The following is an 18,812-nucleotide window of genomic DNA, read 5'->3' as shown; positions in this document are numbered from 1 at the left end:
CGAGCGGCGCCGGTCCGGGTTCCGCGGACCGCCCGCAACCGCAGCTCGACCCGCAGCATTGGGAACGCAGCCTCGCCGACTGCTGCCGGACACTCCGCGCGGCCGACCGGCGCCACCCGCGGGCCCTGCTCGTCTCGCTCGACGAGGAGGTGCGCGACACCGTCTTGACCAGCGCTGCCGCGCTACCCGATCGCGCACCCTCCACGCCTCGGGTTGATCTTCTCGACCACGCTCCGGGCGGTTCGGACCTCACTCGTCGGCTTGTTGCCGGCGGGCTTCGTCGATGAGGGGTTCGAGGAGTGCGCGGGTCGTGGAGCGGAGGCGGTTGTCTTCGGCGTCCGTGGAGTCGAAGCCGGGGAGGATGTTGACCCGCTCGTTGCTGACCAGGGCGCAGGCGCGGACGACGATGGCGTCGACGCGGGCGAACTCGCAGGAGCCGACCTGGGGAGGGAACTGGGCGAAGTTGGTGGTGGGAGGGAGGTTGGCGATGTAGCCGACGTGCTCGTCGGCTCCGGACAACGTGTTGTTGCTGAAGCGGACGGTGGTGAAGCCGACGGGGACCTCGGTGCGGCAGTCGCCGATGCGGCTGCGGATCTGGCTCATGATGGTGTCGTGGTGGGGAGCGTCGAGGTAGGCAACCGTGTAGAAGACGGAATCGCGGAAGCGGTCGGGTTGTGGGCCGACGTCTTCGCGATACCGGGAGTTGGTGGCGGCGAGCACGCCGGCTTCGGCCGGCAGCGGCGGGTCGGCCTCGACGTCGCATCCGAAGTAGGAGCGTGATCGGTCGATCTGGAGTGGGTCGCCGGGTGCCCCGTCGATTTCGGGGGTGTTGGAGTCGTCGTCGACGCGGAACCCCGCGGGTGGGCCCGTGGGGGTGATCGCGCTCACGAACGCGGCCGCATCCTCCGGGTCGGTTTCGGCAGGCCAGAGGGTGAGTGCGGCGGTCAAGGCGGCGGCCGCCCCGATCGCGGCCCCGACCGTGGCAGCGATCCGGGCACGGCGCGGCCGTCCCGCCGGCGGTGCGGCCTGCTCGGGTACACGAGCCGACCTGCCGGTAGTGGGCGTCGGCGTGTACGAGCCGGGAAGAACCGTCGGGGTGCCGGTGTCCGGCGTCGCCCCCGGGTAGTTGCCCGGGTCGGTGGACATCCCGGGGTGGGTGCGGGTGGGGGTGCGGCTGAGGCGCCGTGCTTCCTCTGCGCGGCTGTAGATCATGTGGTGGACGGGGGCGGGGAGCCAGTCACCGGCGGGGTCGAGCGGGCCGATGTGGTGCAGCAGCTGTTGTGTCGTGGGCCGGCGGGTGGGGTCCTTGTCGAGGCAGGCGGCGATCATCGGCCGAAGATCGGGTGGGACGCCGGTGAGGTCGGGTTCGGCAGTGGCGATGCGGTAGATCAGCGCGGGCACCGGGCCGTCGCCGAAGGCGCTGTAGCCCGTGGCGCTGTAGGTGAGGATGGCGCCGAGGGCGAAGACGTCGCTGGCGGGGGTCAGAGGCCGGTTGTCGATCTGTTCGGGGGACAGGTACGCGGGGGACCCGACGACGGCGCCTGTCTGGGTGAGCCGTTGTGCGGTGTCGTTGACGGCGTGGGCGATGCCGAAGTCGATGACTCGCGGGCCGTCGTCGGTGAGCAGGACGTTGCCGGGTTTGAAGTCGCGGTGGATGAGCCCGACCCGGTGGATCTCCTGCAGGGCGATCGCGAGGCCGACGGTGAGCCGCCACAACGCCGACTCGGGCAGGGGCCCGTGGGTCCTGATGACGGTGTCGAGGGCAGGGGCGGGGACGAACACCGATGCGAGCCAGGGGGCCTCGGCGTGGGGGTCGGCGTCCATCAGGGCGGCGGTGAACGCGCCCGACACCTTCCTGGAGGCCGAGATCTCCTGGGCGAACCGCTGCCGGAACTGCGGGTCCTCCGCGAAGGTGGACAGGACCTGCTTGATCGCGGCGAGCCGCCCGTCGGGACTCACACCGAGGAACACCCGGCCCATGCCGCCGGCGCCGATCACCCCGACGATCCGGTAGCGGCCGATGGCCAGCGGTTCGCCAGCCCGCAGCTCCCGCACCGAACCGAACCCCCCACTCCACCTCGTGCGTCCGGGACGCCCCCACCTCCACGGCGCTGGGCCGCTTCGATCGACCGTATGCCACCGGCACCTGAAGCTCGCCCAGAGCTGAGCCCAGCAGTATGCGGCCGGCGGCCGACGGTTGCGCCGCGTCGCCGCGGAGGGCATCGCCGGCCGCATCGGCGCGAACGGCACCCGACGCGTCAGGCGGGCGTCGGCGGCGGAGTTCGCGGAACGCGCCGCCACGGGGGTGGGGTGGAGGACCGGTTGGCGGTTGCTCCGCCGTGTTCACCGCGTCCGCGCACGAAGGTCGGGACCAGGCTCATGGGCAGGTCCGACGAGGTCGCCGCAGCCGCCCCTCCGCAGCGGCTTCCGCGACCTCGTCGATCGCGATCACCGCCTCGTCTCGTACCGGGTCAGCACCACGCCGCCGGGGAACTTCCGCGTCTCCACCAGGTTCAGGTCGACCCAGCTGTCGAGCGCGGTGAAGAACGGTGTGCCGCCGCCCACCAGGACCGGCTGGGTGACCAGCGCGTACTCGTCGACGAGTCCGGCTCGCACGGCCGCCCCGGCCAGCGTCGCCCCGCCGTGGATGTCCATCCGGCCGCCGTCCTGTGCCTTGAGCCGGGTGATCTCGGCGACCGGGTCGCCGGTGACCAGGCGGGTGTTCCAGTCGACCTCGTCGATCGTCGATGAGAACACCACCTTCGGCGTGTCCCGCCACCGGCGCGCGAACTCGATCTCCGCCGGGCCTGCGTCGGGCAGCTGGTCGCCGGTCGGCCAGTAGGAGCTCATCGTCTCCCACAGCCTGCGCCCGTACAGCGCCAGACTGGTGGCCCCCACCTGGTCGCTCCACCATTGGAACAGCTCGTCGCTCGGCACGCTCCAGCCGATGTCGTCGCCGTGCGCCGCGATGTAGCCGTCCAGGGTCACGTTCATGCCGAAGATCAGTTTGCGCATCGTGTATGCCTCCTCGAGTCGGTCTCACCGCGTACCGACGGGCACGGCGCGGGATTCTCATCGGTGCACGACCGGCTGCCGCACCGATCAGAAATCCGGCACCACGTCGTCGGTTCCGGTGACCCCTTGCTCCCGAGGAAGGATCGACGACCATGACCGACGAAATGCTGGGTGCCGACGAGGCCGCGTTCATCGCGGCGGCCCGCTCCGAGGACACGGCACAGTTCGCGGTTCTCACGGAGCGCTACCGGCACGAGCTACGGGTGCACTGCTACCGGATGCTCGCGAACTACGAGGACTCCCAGGACCTGACTCAGGAGACGTTCCTGCGAGCGTGGAAGAAGCGCGCGTCGTTCCGAGGCCACGCGACCCTGCGGACCTGGCTGTACCGGATCGCGACGAACGCCTGCCTCGACTTCCTCGACAAGCGCAACGACCGCACACCCGTACCGGTCGAGGTGCCGGGCGCGACCGCGGAGTTGCGGTACCTGCAGCCCTACCCCGACCGGACGCTCCCCGAGGACCCGCAGGAGTCGGCAGTGGCGCGGGAGACCATCGAGCTGGCGTTCATCGTCGCTGTCCAGTACCTGCCGCCTCGGCAGCGGGCGGTGCTGATCCTCCGTGACGTTCTCGGCTGGCCGGCGAGCAAGGCCGCCGACGCGCTCGAGCTCAGCCTCGCGTCGGTGAACAGCGCGCTGCAGCGGGCGCGCGTGACGATGCGCGAGCAACTGCCCGACCGCCGCCTCGACTGGCGTAGCCCCGCCACCCACGAGCTGTCGCACGACGAGCGCGCCGTGGTGAAGTCGTACATCGAAGCCCATGAGCGCAACGACGTCGACGGCCTGATGCTCCTGCTGCGCGACGACCTCCGCTTCGCGATGCTGCCCGTGGGGGCCTCGGCCAGCACAGCCGAGTCCGCGGTGGACGGCTGGGTCCGCGGTGGGCTCTTCCAGCCCGGCTACGACGACTGGCGCTGCATCCCCACGACCGTCAACCGCATGCCCGCCGCCGCGCTGTACCTCCGCACCCCCGACGACCCGGAGTTCCGCCTGCTGAACATCGCAGTACTGCACATCGTCGACGGGAAGATCGCCGAGCTCACCGGGTTCGGCGCCGCCGACAAGCCATGGCTCGGTCTGCCCGCGACACTGTGATCAGCCGAGGAGCCGAGGTCTGTCGAAGCCGAACGCAGCGCTCACCACGTCGTCGCGGGGACCTTCTCCCCGAGCCCGCGCAGGGCGTCCTTGTGCGCCATGACCCGCTCGAATATCTCACTGAGCCAACCCGGGAACTGCGGGTCGCGCAGGAACTTGGTGTGCACGAAGAGCGCGCGGTCGAACACGCGAGCCGATCCCTCGTACGGCAGCTCGAGACCATCGGCCCAGTGCCGCCACGCCGGGTCCTGGTGGGTCGGGGTGAAGCCGCCTTCCGCCCAGATCCCCTCGGCGCACAGCGCGACGCGCAGGTCCTTCGGACCGAGCCCGAGCTCGTCCTCCAGGGCGTCGAGGCAGGACAGGTAGAGGCAGAAGAACGGCGGGTACTCGGCGTCCGTCGGCGGGTTCCAGAGCACTCCGGGAGGCAGCACCCCGCCCCCGGAGACCAGCTCGCCGATCAGGCGGCGGTTCTCCCGCGCCTGCAACCGGGCGTGCAACGCACGCAGCCACTGCACGAGCCACAGGCCCGCGGACTGCTCGCCCAGGCGCTGGTTCCCGGCCGCGATGGTCTCCAGGTCCGCGAACGGGATCGGGTCGAGCCGACCGGGTCCGTGACCGCAGTCGGTGTCGGCTCGCAGCAGCGCGGCGATGTGCGGATCGGAGGTGACGGTCATCCCGGCCTCGCTCGAGGGGGCCGCCTTGCCACCGCCCTGCCCGGAGATCGACGCGGTGAGGGCCCGCTCGCCGTCGTACCGCGCGGCCCCGCCGAGGGCGTTGTCGTGGTGGACGATCACGTCGTGCTCCCGGCCCAGCGCGACGATCCGGTCGATCGCGCCGAAGTTGCCGTACATCGTCGCCGGCACGACCGCGAGCACGCGGTCGGCGTGCTGCGCCAGGTACTCGGCCACGACGGCCTCGTCCATGGTGGCGTCGAGCCTGGCCGGAACGGGCACGAGCCGGGGCGCGCGTCCCAGCTGCGCCGCAACGCCCAGCAGGACACCGTGGTGGGCCGACGCGTGGGTCAGGTCGGCGACGAGGACCTGGTCGCGACCGCGCGCCCACCGCTCACCCCTCGCCAGCAGCTGCGCGCGGAGACCGCTCGCGATCCCCAGGGTTCCGTTGGGCTGGCCGACCCCGTAGCGGTAGCCGGTGGTGTCGGCCACCACCTGCTCGAGCACGGCCCGCCACCGAGCGGGATGGTTGTCGTACCCCACCCACTGCCCGCCGTCGGTGATCTCGCCGAGGACGGCCGTCTCGAGCGCGCCCGCGCTCGGCCATGCGGGGTCGTTCGCCGCCGTGACCACGGGCGGCCCGCCGAGCACGGCGGGCAGCGTCGCCGCACTCATCGCCCGCCTCCCGGCGCCGCGTACGCGATCGTCGACATCAGCGCGTTCGCCGGCTGGCGCGAGTCGAGCCGGGTGTGCTGGACGACGACCGGGACGTCGCTGCGCAGCACGAGGCCGTAGTCCACGCCGAGCGGGACCGGTTCCGGGTGGCGCAGGTCGTTGAGCCGCTGGTGGTGGATGCGGCCGGCCGGCACCCGGAGGACGTAGGGCCCCGCCGGGTCCCGGTCGGCGAAGTGCACGTGGATCTGCACGGTGGCGTCCGCGTCGCCGGCGTTGAGCACGCACACGCTCTCGTGGCTGGTGAGGTCCGGGGCGGGGCCGGTGCTCGTGGCCGGGATGTACCCGTCCGCGACCACCCAGGTCGTGGAGCCGATCATGCGTTCCTCTCAGAAGTCGTTGGCGCTCTTGGCCATGAGGCCGCCGTCGCAGACGAGGTGGGTGCCGGTGACGTAGGAGGACTCGTCGGACAGCAACCAGACAACGGCTGCCGCGATCTCCTCCGGTCCGGCGAGCCGGCCGAGCGGCACCTGCTCGGCAGCCGCCGACCGGATGCGTGCGGCGGTGGCAGGTCGCGCCCGGGCCGGCACCCCGGTCAGGAGCATCGCGGTCTCGGTGGCGCCGGGCACCACGCTGTTCACCCGGATGCCCTGCGGCGCGCAGTCGAGGGCGATCGAGCGGACGAACGCGGCCACCCCGCCCTTCGAAGCGGCGTAGGCGCTGTTGCCACCACCGGCGAACCCGACGAACGCGGCCGGGGACGCGGTGCAGACGATCGAGCCGCCACGGCCGGCTGCGGTGAGCCGCCGCACCGCTTCCCGGCAGGTCAGGAAGACGCCGCCGAGGTTCACCTCCAGCACCCGCCACCACGCACCGGTCTCGAACTCCGCCAGCGGTGCGTTCTGCTCGATACCGGCGTTGGCGAAGACGGCGTCCGGGGTGCCGATGGCATCGGCAGCGTCGAAGGCCGCCAGCACGGCCGGCTCCGACGCCACGTCGCAGGCCACCCCGAGCGCGGCGGGCGCCCCCGCCGCGCGCGCCTCGCGGGCGACGACGTCCGCGGCCGCGGCGTCCAGGTCGAGGGCGACCACGGCGGCGCCCCTCGCGGCGACCGCGAGCGCCACCGCCCGGCCGATCCCGGCAGCGGCGCCGGTGACCAGGACCGTCCTACCCCGCATCGGGGGCCCGCGGCGCGAGGTGGATGTGGATGTGGCGCTCCACGGCGTCGAGCACGGCGGCCTCGTCGCCGGCTTTGATCACGTCGAGCAGCTCCTGGTGCTGCTTGGCCACGCCCATCGGGTCGTCGTGGGCCGGGGCGTCACGCCGGAAGTACGCCCGCACCCTCGGCTGGATGGTCTTCCAGACCTGCAGGCAGTGCCGCTGGCCGGAGCGGTCGATGACGAGCTCGTGGAACCGGATGTCGGCCTCGGCGAGCCGCTCGGGCGCGCCATCGCGCACCGCCGTCTCCATCTCGTCCACCAGGACCTGCAGCTGCTGCAGGTCCTCGGCGGTGAGCCGGTCGAGCGCGCGGGCGAAGGCGAAGCGCTCCAGCGTGACCCGGATCGGGACGAGGACCTGCTCCAGCTCGTCCTGCGATACACCCAGCACCTCGGTGCCCCGGTACGGGTACGAGGCGACCAGGCCCTCCTGCTCCAGCTGGCGCAGGGCCTCCCGTACCGGTGCTCGGCTGGTGCCGAGCTCGGTGGCGAGGTCCCCCTCGACCAGCCGGTCACCCGGCTTCAACCGCCCGCTGGTGATCGCCTCGCGGACGATCTGCACCACGAGCTCACGGCGCGACTGGTGGGGAATGCGCGGTAGCCCCAGTCCGGACACCTGACCGACCTCCTCGACCGACAACAGCGGTGCTCACCGTACCGCAGTCATCGATTGTCGACAATCGATCGTCGTCTTGCTACGGTCAGCCGCGTCCTTGAGCCGACGACGCCAGTCGGCCTCCCCCACCTCGAGGAGCAGGCATGAGACCTCGTCCGGTCGGCCTACCTCTGCTCGCTGCATTCGCGCTCGCCGCCGGCTGCAGCAGCGCGGACTCCCAGTCCCGTGAGGCACCCGCCGCACCACCCGCAGCGGTCGCCGCTGCCGAGGCGGCGGCGCGAGCGGTCGCCCGGGACCAGCAGGTCGGCGGCACCGTGAGCGTCCTGGGTGTCCTCGGCGGTGAGGAGCTGGACGCGTTCCTCGCCGTGCTCGAGCCGTTCGAGCGCGCGACCGGCGTGGACGTCGAGTACGAGGGCACGCGGGACTTCGCGGCCGTGCTCCGCACCAGGGTGGACGGGGGCAACCCACCCGACGTCGTGGTGACCCCGGCCATCGGCGAGATGGCGGCCCTCGCCGCGGAGGGCAGGCTGGCGGACCTGCGGACCGTCGTCGGCGAGGACGTATTGGCCGCGGCCTACGCCCCGAGCATCCTCGATGCCACCCGCGCCGCGGACGGGGCCGTGTTCGGCATCTTCGACACCGTCAACCTCGGAGGACTCGCCTGGTTCAACCCGCGCACCTACGACGGGCCGCGCCAGCCGGAGAGCTGGCAGGAGCTGCAGGACTGGGCGGCGGCGAAGGCCGCTCGCGGCGAGACGCCGTGGTGCGTGGGCCTGGAGAGCGGCGCAGCGAGCGGATGGCCTGCCGCCGACCTCGTCGACGAGATCCTCCTGCGCCAGGCGGGCCCGGAGTTCCACGAGCGCTGGCGGCGCGGGGCGGAGCCGTGGACGGCGCCGCAGGTGCGGCGGGCGTTCGAGACCTACGGCGCGGTCGTCGCGGAAGGTGCGGTGTACGGCGGCCCGACGACGGCGCTGAGCACCGGCTTCGACCAGGCGGCGAACCCGATGCTCGCCGACGACCCTGGCTGCGACCTCCTGGCGCAGGCCGCCTTCATGGGCGGCATCATCACCGACAGCTTCCCGGAGCTGACCCCGGTGGAGGACCTCGACTTCTTCCCGGTGCCCGACTTCGACCCGCAGCACCCGGACGTCCGCGCGATCTCGGGCGAGATCGCCGGCGTGCTCACCCGGACCCCGCAGTCGGACGCGCTGGTCCGCTACCTCGCCACGGCGGAGTCGGGAGCTCTCGTCGCGGCGACGGGTCGCTGGCTCTCCCCGCACGTCGGCCTCAGCGCGGACGCCTACACCGACCCGTTCCTGCGCCGCGCGCACGAGGTGCTGGCCACGGCCCGGGCGGTGCACCCGCTGGGCAACGCGCTGATGCCGCAGTCGGAGGTCGACGCCTTCTGGCAGGCGGGGCTGCGCTACACCGAGCACCCCGACCAGCTGGACGCGATCCTGCAGACCCTGCAGGCCGTCCGGGACGGCGTCCGGTGATCGCCGAGCGGATCGGGCTACTGCTCGGGGCCGTCGCCGTGGTCCTCGGCGCGACCTACGCCTACCTGCGCGGGGGCGACCGGCTGCTGGCCGCGCTGCCGAGGCGGTGGCACCGCGCGCTGCTGCCGTGGCTCTTCGTCGCACCCGCGGTCGGGGTCGTGGCGCTCACGCTGGCGATCCCGGCCGCGAGCACGATCGGGCTCAGCTTCCTCGACGCCGACGGCCGGGAGTGGGTCGGCCTCGACAACTACGCCGGGACGCTGTCCGACCCGGTGACCCTGACCGCCCTGCGCAACACCGTTCTCTGGGTGGTGCTGCTGCCGAGCACCGCGGTGCTCGTCGGGCTCACCGTCGCGGTGCTGGCCGAGCGGGTGCGCTACGCGCCGGTCGTGCGCGCCGCGCTGTTCCTGCCGATCGCCGTTTCGGCGGTCGCCGCCGGGGTGGTCTGGAGCTTCATGTACGACTACCAGCCGGCCGGGGCCGCCCAGACCGGGACGCTCAACGCGGTGCTCACGGTCTTCCCCGGCCTCGACCCGGTCGCCTGGCTGATCTCGGGCTCGACCGGCAACCTCGCACTGATCGCCGCGACGCTCTGGACCCAGGCCGGCTTCGCGATGGTGGTCTTCGACGCCGCGCTGCGGGCCGTGCCCGCCGAGCTGCACGAGGCCGCGCGCCTCGACGGCGCCTCGGAGTGGGGCACCTTCCGGTACGTCACGCTGCCGTTCCTGGTGCCGACGGTCGTGGTCGTCGCGACCACGATGACCATCGTCGCGCTCAAGGCGTTCGACCTCGTCTACGTGATGACCAACGGGAACCACGGCACGGACGTGCTGTCCACGGTCATGTACCGCGCACTGTTCACCGGGCGCGACGGCGGGATCGCCGCCGCCGTCGCGACGGTCCTCATGCTCGCCGTCGTTCCGATCATGGTTCTCAACGTCCGGCAGTTCCGCCGCTCGGTCGGGGAGGCCTGATGACCACCCACGTCCAGGGCATCGCCGTACCGCGCCACCGCGCCGCGGAACCCGCTCGGCTCCGGCTGCGCCGCGTGCCCGTGCACGCCGTCGTCCTCGCGCTCACCGCGGTGTGGCTGGTGCCGGTGGCCGGTCTCGTCGTCAGCTCGTTCCGCCCGCCCTCCGCGGTCCTGCGCAGCGGCTGGTGGGAGTCCTTCGCGCTGCCCGGCGACTACACCCTCGACAATTACCGGGACGTGCTCGGGCGCGACGGCATGGCGCTCAGCCTGGTCAACAGCCTCGCGGTGGTCGTGCCGGCGACCGTGCTCGTCGTCGCGGTCAGCGCTGCGGCCGCCTACGGCCTGACGTGCCTGCGGTTCCGCTTCCGCCGCGGGGTCCTGCTGGCGGTCGTGGGGCTGCTCGTCGTCCCGATGCAGATCACGCTCGTGCCGCTGCTGCAGGCGTTCAATGCACTCGACCTCACCGGGAGCTTCCTCGGGATCTGGCTGGTGCACCTGGGCTACGGGGTGCCGTTCGGGGTGTACCTGCTGCACAGCGCGTTCGCCGCGCTCCCCCGCGCGCTCTTCGAGGCCGCCGAGGTGGACGGGGCGAGCCGCAGCCAGGTCTTCCTGCGCATCGTGCTGCCGGTCACGCGGCCTGCGCTGGCCTCGCTCGCCGTCTTCGAGTTCGTGTGGACCTGGAACGACCTGCTCACCGCGCTGATCTTCCTGGGCGGCCGCCGCGAAGTGGCGCCCGTGACGGTGGCGGTCAGCCGGCTGGTCGCCTCCCGGGGTGACGGCTGGGAGGTGCTGACCGCGGCCGCCGTGGTCTCGGCAGTGGTTCCGATGGTCGTGTTCGCCGCGCTGCAGAAGCACTTCGTCCGCGGCCTGCTGGCCGGAACGACCAAGGGGTGAGCACGGTGGATGCAGGGACACCGCGGATCGGCTTCGGCCGCACCGACATCACGCCCCCGGTCGGCGTCGAGCTCGCCGGGTTCGGTCCCTACCTACGCCGGCGCAGCACCCGGGTCCACGGCCGCCTGCACGCCGGCGCGATCGCCGTCGAGCACGGCGGCGGCCGCTGGGTGCTCGTCAGCTGCGACCTGCTGGGGCTGGGCCGCTGGATCGTCGACGACGTGGTCGCGCGGGTGGGCGCGGCGACCGGGTGGCAGCCGCACGAGGTCGCGGTGCACGCCACCCACAACCACAGCGGCCCGGCGACGGTCGAGAACGTCGGCTGGGGTGAGCCGGACCCGCTCTACCTCGCGCAGCTGCCGGCGCTGATCGCCGAGGCCGCCGTCGCGGCCGTGGCGGCACGCGCACCGGCCACCGTCGCGCACGCCGAGGTGCCGCTGCCCGGCTTCGCCCACAACCGGATGCGGGAGCGGCGCGGTCTCACGAACGCCCACGCGCTCGCCGGCACCTGGCAGGAGCCCGAGCCCGAGCTCGTGGACCGCGGCGTGCACGTGCTGCGCGTTGACCACGGCGGGCACCTCGCCGGCTTCCTGGCCTCGTACTCGTGCCACCCCGTGATCTGCTGCGAGCAGACCGACGCGGTGCACGGCGACTTCCCGGGCGAGGCGCTCCGGCTGGTCGAGCAGACCCGTCCGGGCGCGGTCGGGGTGTTCGCGCAGGGCGCCCTCGGCGACGTGAACCCGCTCTACGCGCACGGCCCCGCCGAGGAGTCCTACGCCGCGCTCGCGCTGTTCGCGGGCCGGTTCGCCGGCGCGATCAGCACCGGCCTGGACAGCGCTGCCGCCGTGCCCGTCGAGGGCGTGGCGGCGCACCGCGCGACGCTCCATCCCGCGCTCGGCCCGTTCGACGTCGACGAGCTGCGCCGGCGGCGCGACCGCGCGCTCGCGACCGTCGCCGCCACCCCGGCGGACACGACGAGCCGGGAGAAGGCGATGGCCGGTGTCGTCGCCAACTCGCTCGGGGCCACCCTCGCCCGGCTGGAGCGCGGCGAGGACGCCGGCCCGCCGGTCCTCGTGCAGGCGTTGCGGCTCGGGCCGGTCAGCCTCCTCGGGTTCGGTCTCGAGGTCTTCCACGGGATCAAGCGCCGCCTGCAGCAGCAGCTCGGCGACCGCTGCCTCGTGCTCTCCACCACGGGCGGGTGGTCGGGGTACGCGCCGACCCCGGACGCCTACCGCCCGCCCGCCGACCCCTATCCCGCCTACGAGGTGCCGCTCATCGCGTGCCGCCTCCCCTTCCACGACCGGATCGCCGACGACCTCGTCGCCGCCGGCGTGGCCGCCCACGCCCACGTGACGTCCCCGCGCCCGTGAGCCCGACCGGAGAGAGGACCATGCCGACCCCGTCCCCGACCCCCACCACCCGTCCCGACCGCACCGAGCTGTGGTGGCGCGGAGCCGTCGTCTACGAGTGCCACCTCCCGAGCCTGCGCGACGGCAACGGCGACGGCACCGGTGACCTGGAGGGCCTCATCGCGTCGCTCGACCACCTGAGCGGCACGCTGGGGGTCGACGCGATCTGGACCGGACCGTTCTACCGATCCCCCCTGCTCGACCAGGGCTTCGACGTCACCGACCACACCGACGTCGAACCGGTCTTCGGCACGCTGGAGACGGTTGATCGGCTGCTCGGCGAGGCGCACGCCCGCGGGCTGCGGGTGATCGTCGACTACATCCCCAACCACACCTCCGACCAGCACCCGTGGTTCGTCGAGTCCCGGTCCTCGCGCACCAGCCCCAAGCGCGACTGGTACGTCTGGCGCGACCCCCGCCCCGCCGGCGGGCCGCCCAACAACTGGACGAGCGAGGCCGGCGGGTCGGTGTGGGAGTTCGACGAGCCGACCGGGCAGTACTACCTGCACTCGCACCTCAAGGAACAGCCCGACCTCGACTGGCGCAACCCGGACGTCCGCGCCGCGATGCTCGACGTGCTGCGGTTCTGGCTGGACCGCGGCGTCGACGGGGTGCGCATCGACGTGGCCCACATGCTCATGAAGGATCCCGAGCTGCGCGACAACCCGCCGGCGCCCGGCGGCAACCACAACCCGTTCGACCTGCAGCACCCCGACTTCGGCATGCAGCTGCACGTGCACGACCGGCGCCATCCCGACACCCACGAGGCCCTCTCCCAGATCCGGGCGGTCGTTGACGCCTACCCGGAGGCGGTCACCATCGCCGAGATCGAGGCGATGTCATGGGCGGACTGGGCCGAGTACTACGGCGCCGACCTCGGCGGCATGCACCTGCCGTTCCCGTTCCGGCTCATCGAGACCGAGTGGCGGGCCGGGGCCCTGCGGGCCGAGCTCGCCGGCCTCTACGCTGCGCTGCCCCCGGGAGCGTGGCCGATCATGGCGCTGGGCAACCACGACCGGTCGCGGCTCGCCACCCGGCTCGGCCCGGCGCAGGCGCGCGTGGCCGCGGTGCTGCTGCTGACCCTGGCCGCCACGCCGTGCCTGCTCTACGGCGACGAGCTGGGCATGACCGACCAGCCGGTGCCCCCCGAGCGGCAGCGCGACTGGTTCGGGCGGACGGCGGGCGGCGTGAGCCGGGACCCGGTCCGCACCCCGATGCCGTGGAACGACGGGCCGAACGCGGGCTTTTCCACCGCACCGGAGGAGGCGCTCTGGCTGCCCGTCGCGGGCAACGCCGCGGAGATCAACGTCGACGCGCAGCTGCGCGACCCCGGGTCGTTCCTCTGCCTCTACCGCGAGCTGCTGCGCCTTCGCAGCGCATGCACGGCGCTGCGGACGGGATCGATGGAGCTCCTCGACGCCGGCCCCGCCGACGCCGTCCTCGCCTACGAGCGGCGAGCCGGTGACGGTCGCGTCCTGGTGGCGCTGAACCTCACCGGCGCGCCGCAACGCGTGGTGCTGCCCGCGGGCGGCCGCGTGCTCGTCTCGACGACGGGGCGCCGGGCCGGCGGCGGCGTGGACCGGTCGCTGCTGCTGGCGGCCGACGAGGCGATCGTCATCGACACGGACGGAGGCAACCGTGCGGATCACTGACATCAGGGTCGCTGGGCTGCGCGGTGCGACCCCCGAGGGCGGCTGGAGCCGGGAGCTGCAACCCGACGACGTGGTCCACACGCTCGTCACCGTGCACACCGACGCCGGGCTCGTCGGGGTCGGCAGCGTCTTCTCCAGCGAAGCGCTCGTGCAGGGAGCCCTGGACGTGCTCCGGCCGATCTGCCTCGGGGCCGACCCGCGGGAGCCGGACCGGATCAGCCAGCTGATGCACCAGGACACCTTCTGGCTCGGCCGCGGCGGCGCGATCACCCACGCCGTCAGCGGCATCGACATCGCGCTGTGGGACATCCTCGGGCAGGCCACCGGCCTCCCGGTGAGCACACTGCTCGGCGGCCGCTACCGCGACCGCGTCCGCCCGTACGCGTCGGTCCTCATCGAGGAACCGGCCAGGATGAACGCCACGTTGACCCGGCTCGCCGAGCAGGGCTTCACCGCGTTCAAGATCGGTTGGGGCCACTTCGGCCGCGTCGACCCCGCCGCCGACGAGCGGGTGGTCCGGGCGGCGCGAGAGGCCGTCGGCGCGGAGGCGCTCCTGGCCGTCGACGCCGGCGGCTCGGACGCCTTCTGGCCGCACGGGACCGCATGGGCCACCCGCACCGCCGACATGCTCGCCGACCACGGCGTCGCCTGGTTCGAGGAGGCGCTGCGCCCCGACGACCTCGACGGGTTCGTCCGGCTCCGCAGCGCGTCCCGCGTGCCGATCTCCGGCGGCGAGGTGCTCACCCGCCGCCAGGACTTCACCCGCTTCCTCACCGCGGGCGCGTTCGACATCGTGCAGCCCGACACCACCAAGGGCGGGGGCCTCAGCGAGTCCCGCCGCGTGGCCTGGCTCGCCGACGACCTCGGCGTCCGGTTCATCCCGCACGGCTGGAACACCGGCGTCGGGCTCGCGGCCGACCTGCACCTGGCCGCGTCGCTGCCGCACACCGACCTCGTCGAGTACAAGACCGGCTCCGCCTACATCGACGAGCTGGTCGCGGGCGGCTTCCACCTCGACGACGACGGGATGCTCGCCGTGCCCTCGGGTCCCGGTCTCGGTATCCGCCTCGACGACGACGGACTCGACCGGTACTCCCCGGGACACCGCCTCTTCCGCAGATGAGATCGCGGGGCCCGACGCGGTTCAGGCGGTCGAGCCCCGCGGGAAGTCCGAGCGCCTGAAGTACCCTTTCCGCTCGTTGGAAACCGCGTCGCCGGGGTGGGGTGCCGATGTCCGGTGCGGGTGAGAGCTCGTCCAGCCGCTCGGTGACCCTGCGAGCGGTGGCGGTGCTGGGTGCCTTCGATGTCGAGCGACGGTGCCTGAACCTCTCCCAGCTGTCCCGCCGGAGTGGGTTGCCGCTGGCCACCGTGCACCGGCTGGCCGCCGACCTCGTCGCGGGGCGGCTGCTGGTGCGCCGCGAGGACGGGCGGTACGAGATAGGTGCCCGCCTGTGGCGGCTCGGGATGCTCGCGCCGGCCAACGATCTTCGTGAGCTGGCGTTGCCGCATCTGCAGGACCTCGTGACCGCCACCGGGCACACGGTCCACATGGCCGTGCTGGACGGCGGCAGGGCGCTGGTCATCGAGCGCCTCATCGGGACGAAGACCGTTCCCACCCGGCACAGCCCGGGCGGCTACCTCCCGCTGCACTGCACGACGGTGGGCAAGGCGCTGCTGGCGTATGCACCGGAGCCGCTGGTGGACGAGGTGATGGGCGATCTGCGCCGGCACACCCCGTACACCGTGACCGACCCGCGCGTGCTGCACCGCCAGCTCGAGACGATCCGCAGGACCGGACTGGCACGCAGCGCGCAGGAGCACCGGCTCGGGGTGTCCGGGGTCGCCGTTCCGGTCACCGGTCCCGAAGGTGTCGTCGCTGCGATCGGGCTGCTGGCGCCGCTGACCAGCCCGCGGCTGCCGGGCGCACTGCCGCACATCCGAGCCGCCGCGGCGTCCGTGAGCGCCGACTTCCTGCGGAGCGGGCTGGGGACCGCCGCTGGCGAGGTCCGGGCGTGAGGAACTCTTCCGGCCAGTGAAAAGGTCGGGTTGCCAGGCACGTGGCCCTCGGCGACCGTCGGCGACGCCGAACACCTGAGCCGAGGAGACAGTGGAGGACAACGATGTCCCAGCCCGCCGGCGAGCGATCCTTCCCGCTGCCGTCCCAGATCGCTGACGTCCCCGGCGCGGAAGGGTGGGAGGCGCTGTACCCCTACTTCACCCGCTTCCAGCCCGAGGACGATCAGCGGTTCTGGTTCTACAACTCGATGCACTTCCCCGAAGTTGTCCCCGCCTTCGACGGGATCACCTCGGAGATCCCGTACACCGCGATCGGGGCCAACACCGCGCGGCTGTTCGCGTTCCCGACCACGATGGGGATCGAGTACCGGATCCTGAACGGCCGGGTGTACATCACGGCCAACCCGGTGCTCGACGAGGCGAAGCAGGCCGAGCGGCTGGCCCACTTCCAGGAGCGCGCCGGCTACTACTACGCCAACTGGGACCGCCTGTACGAGGGCTGGCAACAGCGCATCGAGGCGCTGATCGCCGAGATCGAGGCCGTCGAGGTGCCGCAGCTCGACGAGCTCGACGACCTCGAGGTGGTCACCGGATCCCGCGGCTACGCGACCAACCACCTGGTGCGGGAGAACTTCCACCGCTGCATCGACCTGTACTCCAAGATGTGGCACCACCACACCGAGTTCCTGATGCTCGGATACGGCGCGTACGTGGTCTTCTTCGGGTTCTGCAGGCAGGCGTTCCCGGAGATCGGCGACCAGGCGGTGGCCCGGATGGTGGCCGGCATGGACGTGACCATGTACCGGCCGGACGACGAGCTGAAGAAGCTCGCCGCTCTCGCCGTGGAGCTCGATCTCGCCGACCTGTTCGTCGAGGGCAACGAACCGGCCAAGGTGCTCAGCGCGGTCGGAGAGCGCGGTGACGCCGGGGAACGCTGGCTGGCGGCCCTGGAGGAGGCCAAGGATCCCTGGTTCAACGTGTCGGTCGGGGACGGCTTCTACCACCACCACCTGTCCTGGGCCGACGACCTGACCGTGCCGTTCGCCGCGCTCCCCCGCTACGTCGAACAGATCCGTGCCGGGGAGGACCTGACCCGTCCGACCGAGCGGCTCGCTGCAGAGCGGGAACGGATCGCCGAGGAGTACCGGGCGCTGCTGGGCGGCGACGACGAGAGAGCCGCCTTCGACCAGATGCTCGGCCTGTGCCGCCAGGTCTTCCCGTACATCGAGTCGCACAAGTTCTACTGCGAGCACTGGTTCACCACCCGGTTCTTCCAGAAGATCCGGGCCTTCGGGCGGCTGCTGGCCGACCGCGGGGTTCTCGCGGAGGCCGAGGACGTGTTCCACCTGCGGCACGTGGAGGCCGAGGACGCCCTCGTCGACGTCATGCTCGCCTGGGCGTCCGGCGGCACCGAGCTGGGCGCACGGCACTGGCAGCCGATCGTCGCCGAACGCAAGCGGATCGTCGAGGCGCTCGCCGGTTGGTCGCCACCACCGGCACTGGGCCCGGTTCCCGAGGCGCTCAACGACCCCGCCGTGCAGATGCTGTGGGGCGTCACCGACGAGACGGTGCAGACCTGGCTGGGTGGCGACGAACTGGAGGAGAACGTCGTCCGCGGCTACGCCGCCGCACCGGGGGTGGTCGAGGGGACCGCACGGGTGCTCTCGAACGTCAACGAGATCGGCCAGATCCGCGAGGGCGAGATCCTGGTCTGCCCCGTGACGGCACCGAGCTGGGGCCCGGTGTTCGGCAAGATCGCCGCGGCCGTCTCCGACATCGGCGGCACGATGTCGCACGCCGCGATCGTGGCCCGCGAGTACGGCATGCCGGCGGTCGTCGGCACCGGCCAGGCCACTGCCCGGATCAAGACCGGCGACCGCCTCCACGTCGACGGCGACCGCGGCATCGTCACGATCCTCGGTTGATGGGGGCCCGATGACGACGTCCCTTCCGGTCCTGCCCTTCGCGGACATCGGCCGCGACGACGTGCACTCGGCGGGCGGCAAGGGCGCGAGCCTCGGCGAGCTGCTGCGCGCCGGGATCCGCGTGCCCGACGGGTTCGTGGTCACGACCGCCGCCTTCCAGCAGGTCGCCCTGCACCTGACGGTGCGGGCCGAGCCGATCGCGGAGCGAGTGAAGGCCCTCGACCCGGACGACCCGGGAGCGCTGGCCGCGGAGACCGCCCTGATCCGGGCGGCGGTGGAGTCGGCGCCGCTGCCGCCATCGGTCGTCGAGGCGATCACCGCGCACTACGAGCGGCTGTGCGCGGAGGCCGGCCGGCGCGACCTACCGGTGGCAGTGCGGTCCAGCGCGACGAGCGAGGACAGTGCCGAGGCGAGCTTCGCGGGCTTGCAGGACACCTACCTGTGGGTCAGCGGCGGGGGTTCGGTGGTCGAGCACGTGCGCCGCTGCTGGGCGAGCCTGTACAGCGTCGAGTCGGTGACCTACCGGCGACGTCGCGGCATCCCCGAGACCGATCTCGCGATGGCCGTCGTCGTCCAGCAGATGGTCGGCGCTCGCAGCTCCGGCGTGATGTTCACCCGCAGCCCGCTGACCGGCGACCGCTCCGTCATCGCGATCGACGCCGGCTGGGGTCTCGGCTCGGCGGTGGTCGGCGGGGACGTCACCCCCGACTCGTTCGTGGTCAGCAAGGTCACCGGCGAGATCGTCCGGCGAACGGTGTCGACGAAGACCCGATGGCACCAGCCGGATCCCAGCGGGCACGGAATCGTGGAGACCGACGTGCCCGCGCAGCTGCGGGACGTCCCGGCGCTCGGCGACGAGGAGATCGCCGAGCTCGTCGCGATCGGCCGGAGGGTCGAGGCCCACTACGGCTGCCCGCAGGACATCGAGTGGGCGGTGTCGCGCACCGCGCCGCCGGGCGAGAACGTCTTCCTGCTGCAGAGCCGGCCGGAGACGGTGTGGGCGAAGAAGGACGCCGCTCGCACAGCCCCCGCCGCCGCCCCGGCCGCCCGTGCCTTCGACCACGTTTTCACCGTGCTCGGCAAGCGATCTCCCGGGAGCTGA

At 72.6% G+C, this 18,812-nt stretch carries 16 protein-coding genes; 10 read left to right on the top strand and 6 right to left on the bottom strand.

Going from position 1 to position 18,812, the window contains the following annotated elements; genetic code table 11:
* Positions 1-249: 249 nt before the first annotated feature.
* Together FB388_RS05615 and FB388_RS05610 are read right to left on the bottom strand one after the other, a co-directional pair.
* Positions 250-2,055, bottom strand: coding sequence for a serine/threonine-protein kinase (locus tag FB388_RS05615; RefSeq protein WP_170225478.1), 1,806 nt, complete (start codon positions 2,053-2,055; stop codon positions 250-252).
* Positions 2,056-2,448: 393 nt separating this feature from the next.
* The gene (locus FB388_RS05610) at positions 2,449-3,015 is read right to left on the bottom strand and encodes a dihydrofolate reductase family protein (RefSeq protein ID WP_142097824.1); all 567 of its coding nucleotides are present in this window, start codon (positions 3,013-3,015) and stop codon (positions 2,449-2,451) included.
* Positions 3,016-3,167: 152 nt separating this feature from the next.
* Between FB388_RS05610 and FB388_RS05605 the strand changes: the two genes are divergently transcribed.
* Positions 3,168-4,169 carry an RNA polymerase subunit sigma-70 gene (locus tag FB388_RS05605; protein WP_142097821.1) on the top strand — a complete coding sequence of 334 codons (1,002 nt, stop codon included), beginning with the start codon at positions 3,168-3,170 and terminating at the stop codon, positions 4,167-4,169.
* 41 nt (positions 4,170-4,210) lie between these two features.
* Here the strand turns inward: FB388_RS05605 and FB388_RS05600 are convergent, their stop codons facing one another.
* From FB388_RS05600 to FB388_RS05585, 4 genes are read right to left on the bottom strand one after another with little or no spacing between them, the layout of a single operon-like run.
* Complete coding sequence (locus tag FB388_RS05600) at positions 4,211-5,515, bottom strand: DegT/DnrJ/EryC1/StrS family aminotransferase (RefSeq protein WP_142097818.1); 1,305 nt, start codon at positions 5,513-5,515, stop codon at positions 4,211-4,213.
* A complete protein-coding gene (locus FB388_RS05595) occupies positions 5,512-5,892 on the bottom strand; it encodes a sensory rhodopsin transducer (protein ID WP_142097815.1) in 381 nt (126 codons plus the stop codon). The genes FB388_RS05600 and FB388_RS05595 overlap by 4 nt, the downstream gene beginning before the upstream one ends.
* A gap of 9 nt (positions 5,893-5,901) precedes the next feature.
* Positions 5,902-6,690, bottom strand: a complete 789-nt coding sequence (locus FB388_RS05590) for an SDR family NAD(P)-dependent oxidoreductase (protein ID WP_142097812.1) — start codon at positions 6,688-6,690, stop codon at positions 5,902-5,904.
* A complete protein-coding gene (locus tag FB388_RS05585) occupies positions 6,680-7,345 on the bottom strand; it encodes a GntR family transcriptional regulator (protein WP_142097809.1) in 666 nt (221 codons plus the stop codon). The genes FB388_RS05590 and FB388_RS05585 overlap by 11 nt, the downstream gene beginning before the upstream one ends.
* Before the next feature lie 143 nt (positions 7,346-7,488).
* Here FB388_RS05585 and FB388_RS05580 point away from each other — a divergent pair, with 143 nt between their 5' ends.
* The 9 genes from FB388_RS05580 (at position 7,489) to FB388_RS05540 (ending at position 18,812) form a co-directional block, all read left to right on the top strand.
* Positions 7,489-8,841: an ABC transporter substrate-binding protein gene (locus FB388_RS05580; RefSeq protein ID WP_142097806.1), complete on the top strand. Its 1,353-nt coding sequence runs from the start codon at positions 7,489-7,491 to the stop codon at positions 8,839-8,841.
* Complete coding sequence (locus FB388_RS05575; RefSeq protein WP_170225477.1) at positions 8,838-9,815, top strand: carbohydrate ABC transporter permease; 978 nt, start codon at positions 8,838-8,840, stop codon at positions 9,813-9,815. The genes FB388_RS05580 and FB388_RS05575 overlap by 4 nt, the downstream gene beginning before the upstream one ends.
* Positions 9,815-10,708, top strand: coding sequence for a carbohydrate ABC transporter permease (locus tag FB388_RS05570; protein ID WP_142097803.1), 894 nt, complete (start codon positions 9,815-9,817; stop codon positions 10,706-10,708). The genes FB388_RS05575 and FB388_RS05570 overlap by 1 nt, the downstream gene beginning before the upstream one ends.
* A 5-nt stretch (positions 10,709-10,713) precedes the next feature.
* On the top strand, positions 10,714-12,078 hold the full coding sequence (locus tag FB388_RS05565) for a neutral/alkaline non-lysosomal ceramidase N-terminal domain-containing protein (protein WP_142097800.1): 1,365 nt from the start codon (positions 10,714-10,716) through the stop codon (positions 12,076-12,078).
* Between the two features lie 20 nt (positions 12,079-12,098).
* Entirely contained in the window at positions 12,099-13,769 is a 1,671-nt protein-coding gene (locus FB388_RS05560) for an alpha-amylase family glycosyl hydrolase (RefSeq protein WP_142097798.1), read from the top strand.
* The gene (locus FB388_RS05555; RefSeq protein ID WP_142097795.1) at positions 13,756-14,892 is read left to right on the top strand and encodes a mandelate racemase/muconate lactonizing enzyme family protein; all 1,137 of its coding nucleotides are present in this window, start codon (positions 13,756-13,758) and stop codon (positions 14,890-14,892) included. The genes FB388_RS05560 and FB388_RS05555 overlap by 14 nt, the downstream gene beginning before the upstream one ends.
* 107 nt (positions 14,893-14,999) lie before the next feature.
* Positions 15,000-15,785 carry an IclR family transcriptional regulator gene (locus FB388_RS05550; protein WP_142097792.1) on the top strand — a complete coding sequence of 262 codons (786 nt, stop codon included), beginning with the start codon at positions 15,000-15,002 and terminating at the stop codon, positions 15,783-15,785.
* Positions 15,786-15,889: 104 nt separating this feature from the next.
* The gene (locus FB388_RS05545; RefSeq protein WP_142097790.1) at positions 15,890-17,710 is read left to right on the top strand and encodes a PEP-utilizing enzyme; all 1,821 of its coding nucleotides are present in this window, start codon (positions 15,890-15,892) and stop codon (positions 17,708-17,710) included.
* Between the two features lie 10 nt (positions 17,711-17,720).
* A complete protein-coding gene (locus FB388_RS05540) occupies positions 17,721-18,812 on the top strand; it encodes a PEP/pyruvate-binding domain-containing protein (RefSeq protein ID WP_142097788.1) in 1,092 nt (363 codons plus the stop codon).

This window comes from Pseudonocardia cypriaca (assembly GCF_006717045.1).
Classification (GTDB): domain Bacteria; phylum Actinomycetota; class Actinomycetes; order Mycobacteriales; family Pseudonocardiaceae; genus Pseudonocardia; species Pseudonocardia cypriaca.
This window is presented reverse-complemented; position numbering and strand designations above follow the sequence as displayed.

Bases quoted from the DNA above. Each gene is read 5' to 3' on its own strand.
- FB388_RS05560 (WP_142097798.1), top strand. From the start codon at position 12,099: ATGCCGACCCCGTCCCCGACCCCCACCACCCGTCCCGACCGCACCGAG.
- FB388_RS05610 (WP_142097824.1), bottom strand. From the start codon at position 3,015: ATGCGCAAACTGATCTTCGGCATGAACGTGACCCTGGACGGCTACATC.
- FB388_RS05595 (WP_142097815.1), bottom strand. From the start codon at position 5,892: ATGATCGGCTCCACGACCTGGGTGGTCGCGGACGGGTACATCCCGGCC.
- FB388_RS05590 (WP_142097812.1), bottom strand. From the start codon at position 6,690: ATGCGGGGTAGGACGGTCCTGGTCACCGGCGCCGCTGCCGGGATCGGC.
- FB388_RS05540 (WP_142097788.1), top strand. From the start codon at position 17,721: ATGACGACGTCCCTTCCGGTCCTGCCCTTCGCGGACATCGGCCGCGAC.
- FB388_RS05570 (WP_142097803.1), top strand. From the start codon at position 9,815: ATGACCACCCACGTCCAGGGCATCGCCGTACCGCGCCACCGCGCCGCG.
- FB388_RS05550 (WP_142097792.1), top strand. From the start codon at position 15,000: ATGTCCGGTGCGGGTGAGAGCTCGTCCAGCCGCTCGGTGACCCTGCGA.
- FB388_RS05600 (WP_142097818.1), bottom strand. From the start codon at position 5,515: ATGAGTGCGGCGACGCTGCCCGCCGTGCTCGGCGGGCCGCCCGTGGTC.
- FB388_RS05580 (WP_142097806.1), top strand. From the start codon at position 7,489: ATGAGACCTCGTCCGGTCGGCCTACCTCTGCTCGCTGCATTCGCGCTC.
- FB388_RS05605 (WP_142097821.1), top strand. From the start codon at position 3,168: ATGACCGACGAAATGCTGGGTGCCGACGAGGCCGCGTTCATCGCGGCG.
- FB388_RS05545 (WP_142097790.1), top strand. From the start codon at position 15,890: ATGTCCCAGCCCGCCGGCGAGCGATCCTTCCCGCTGCCGTCCCAGATC.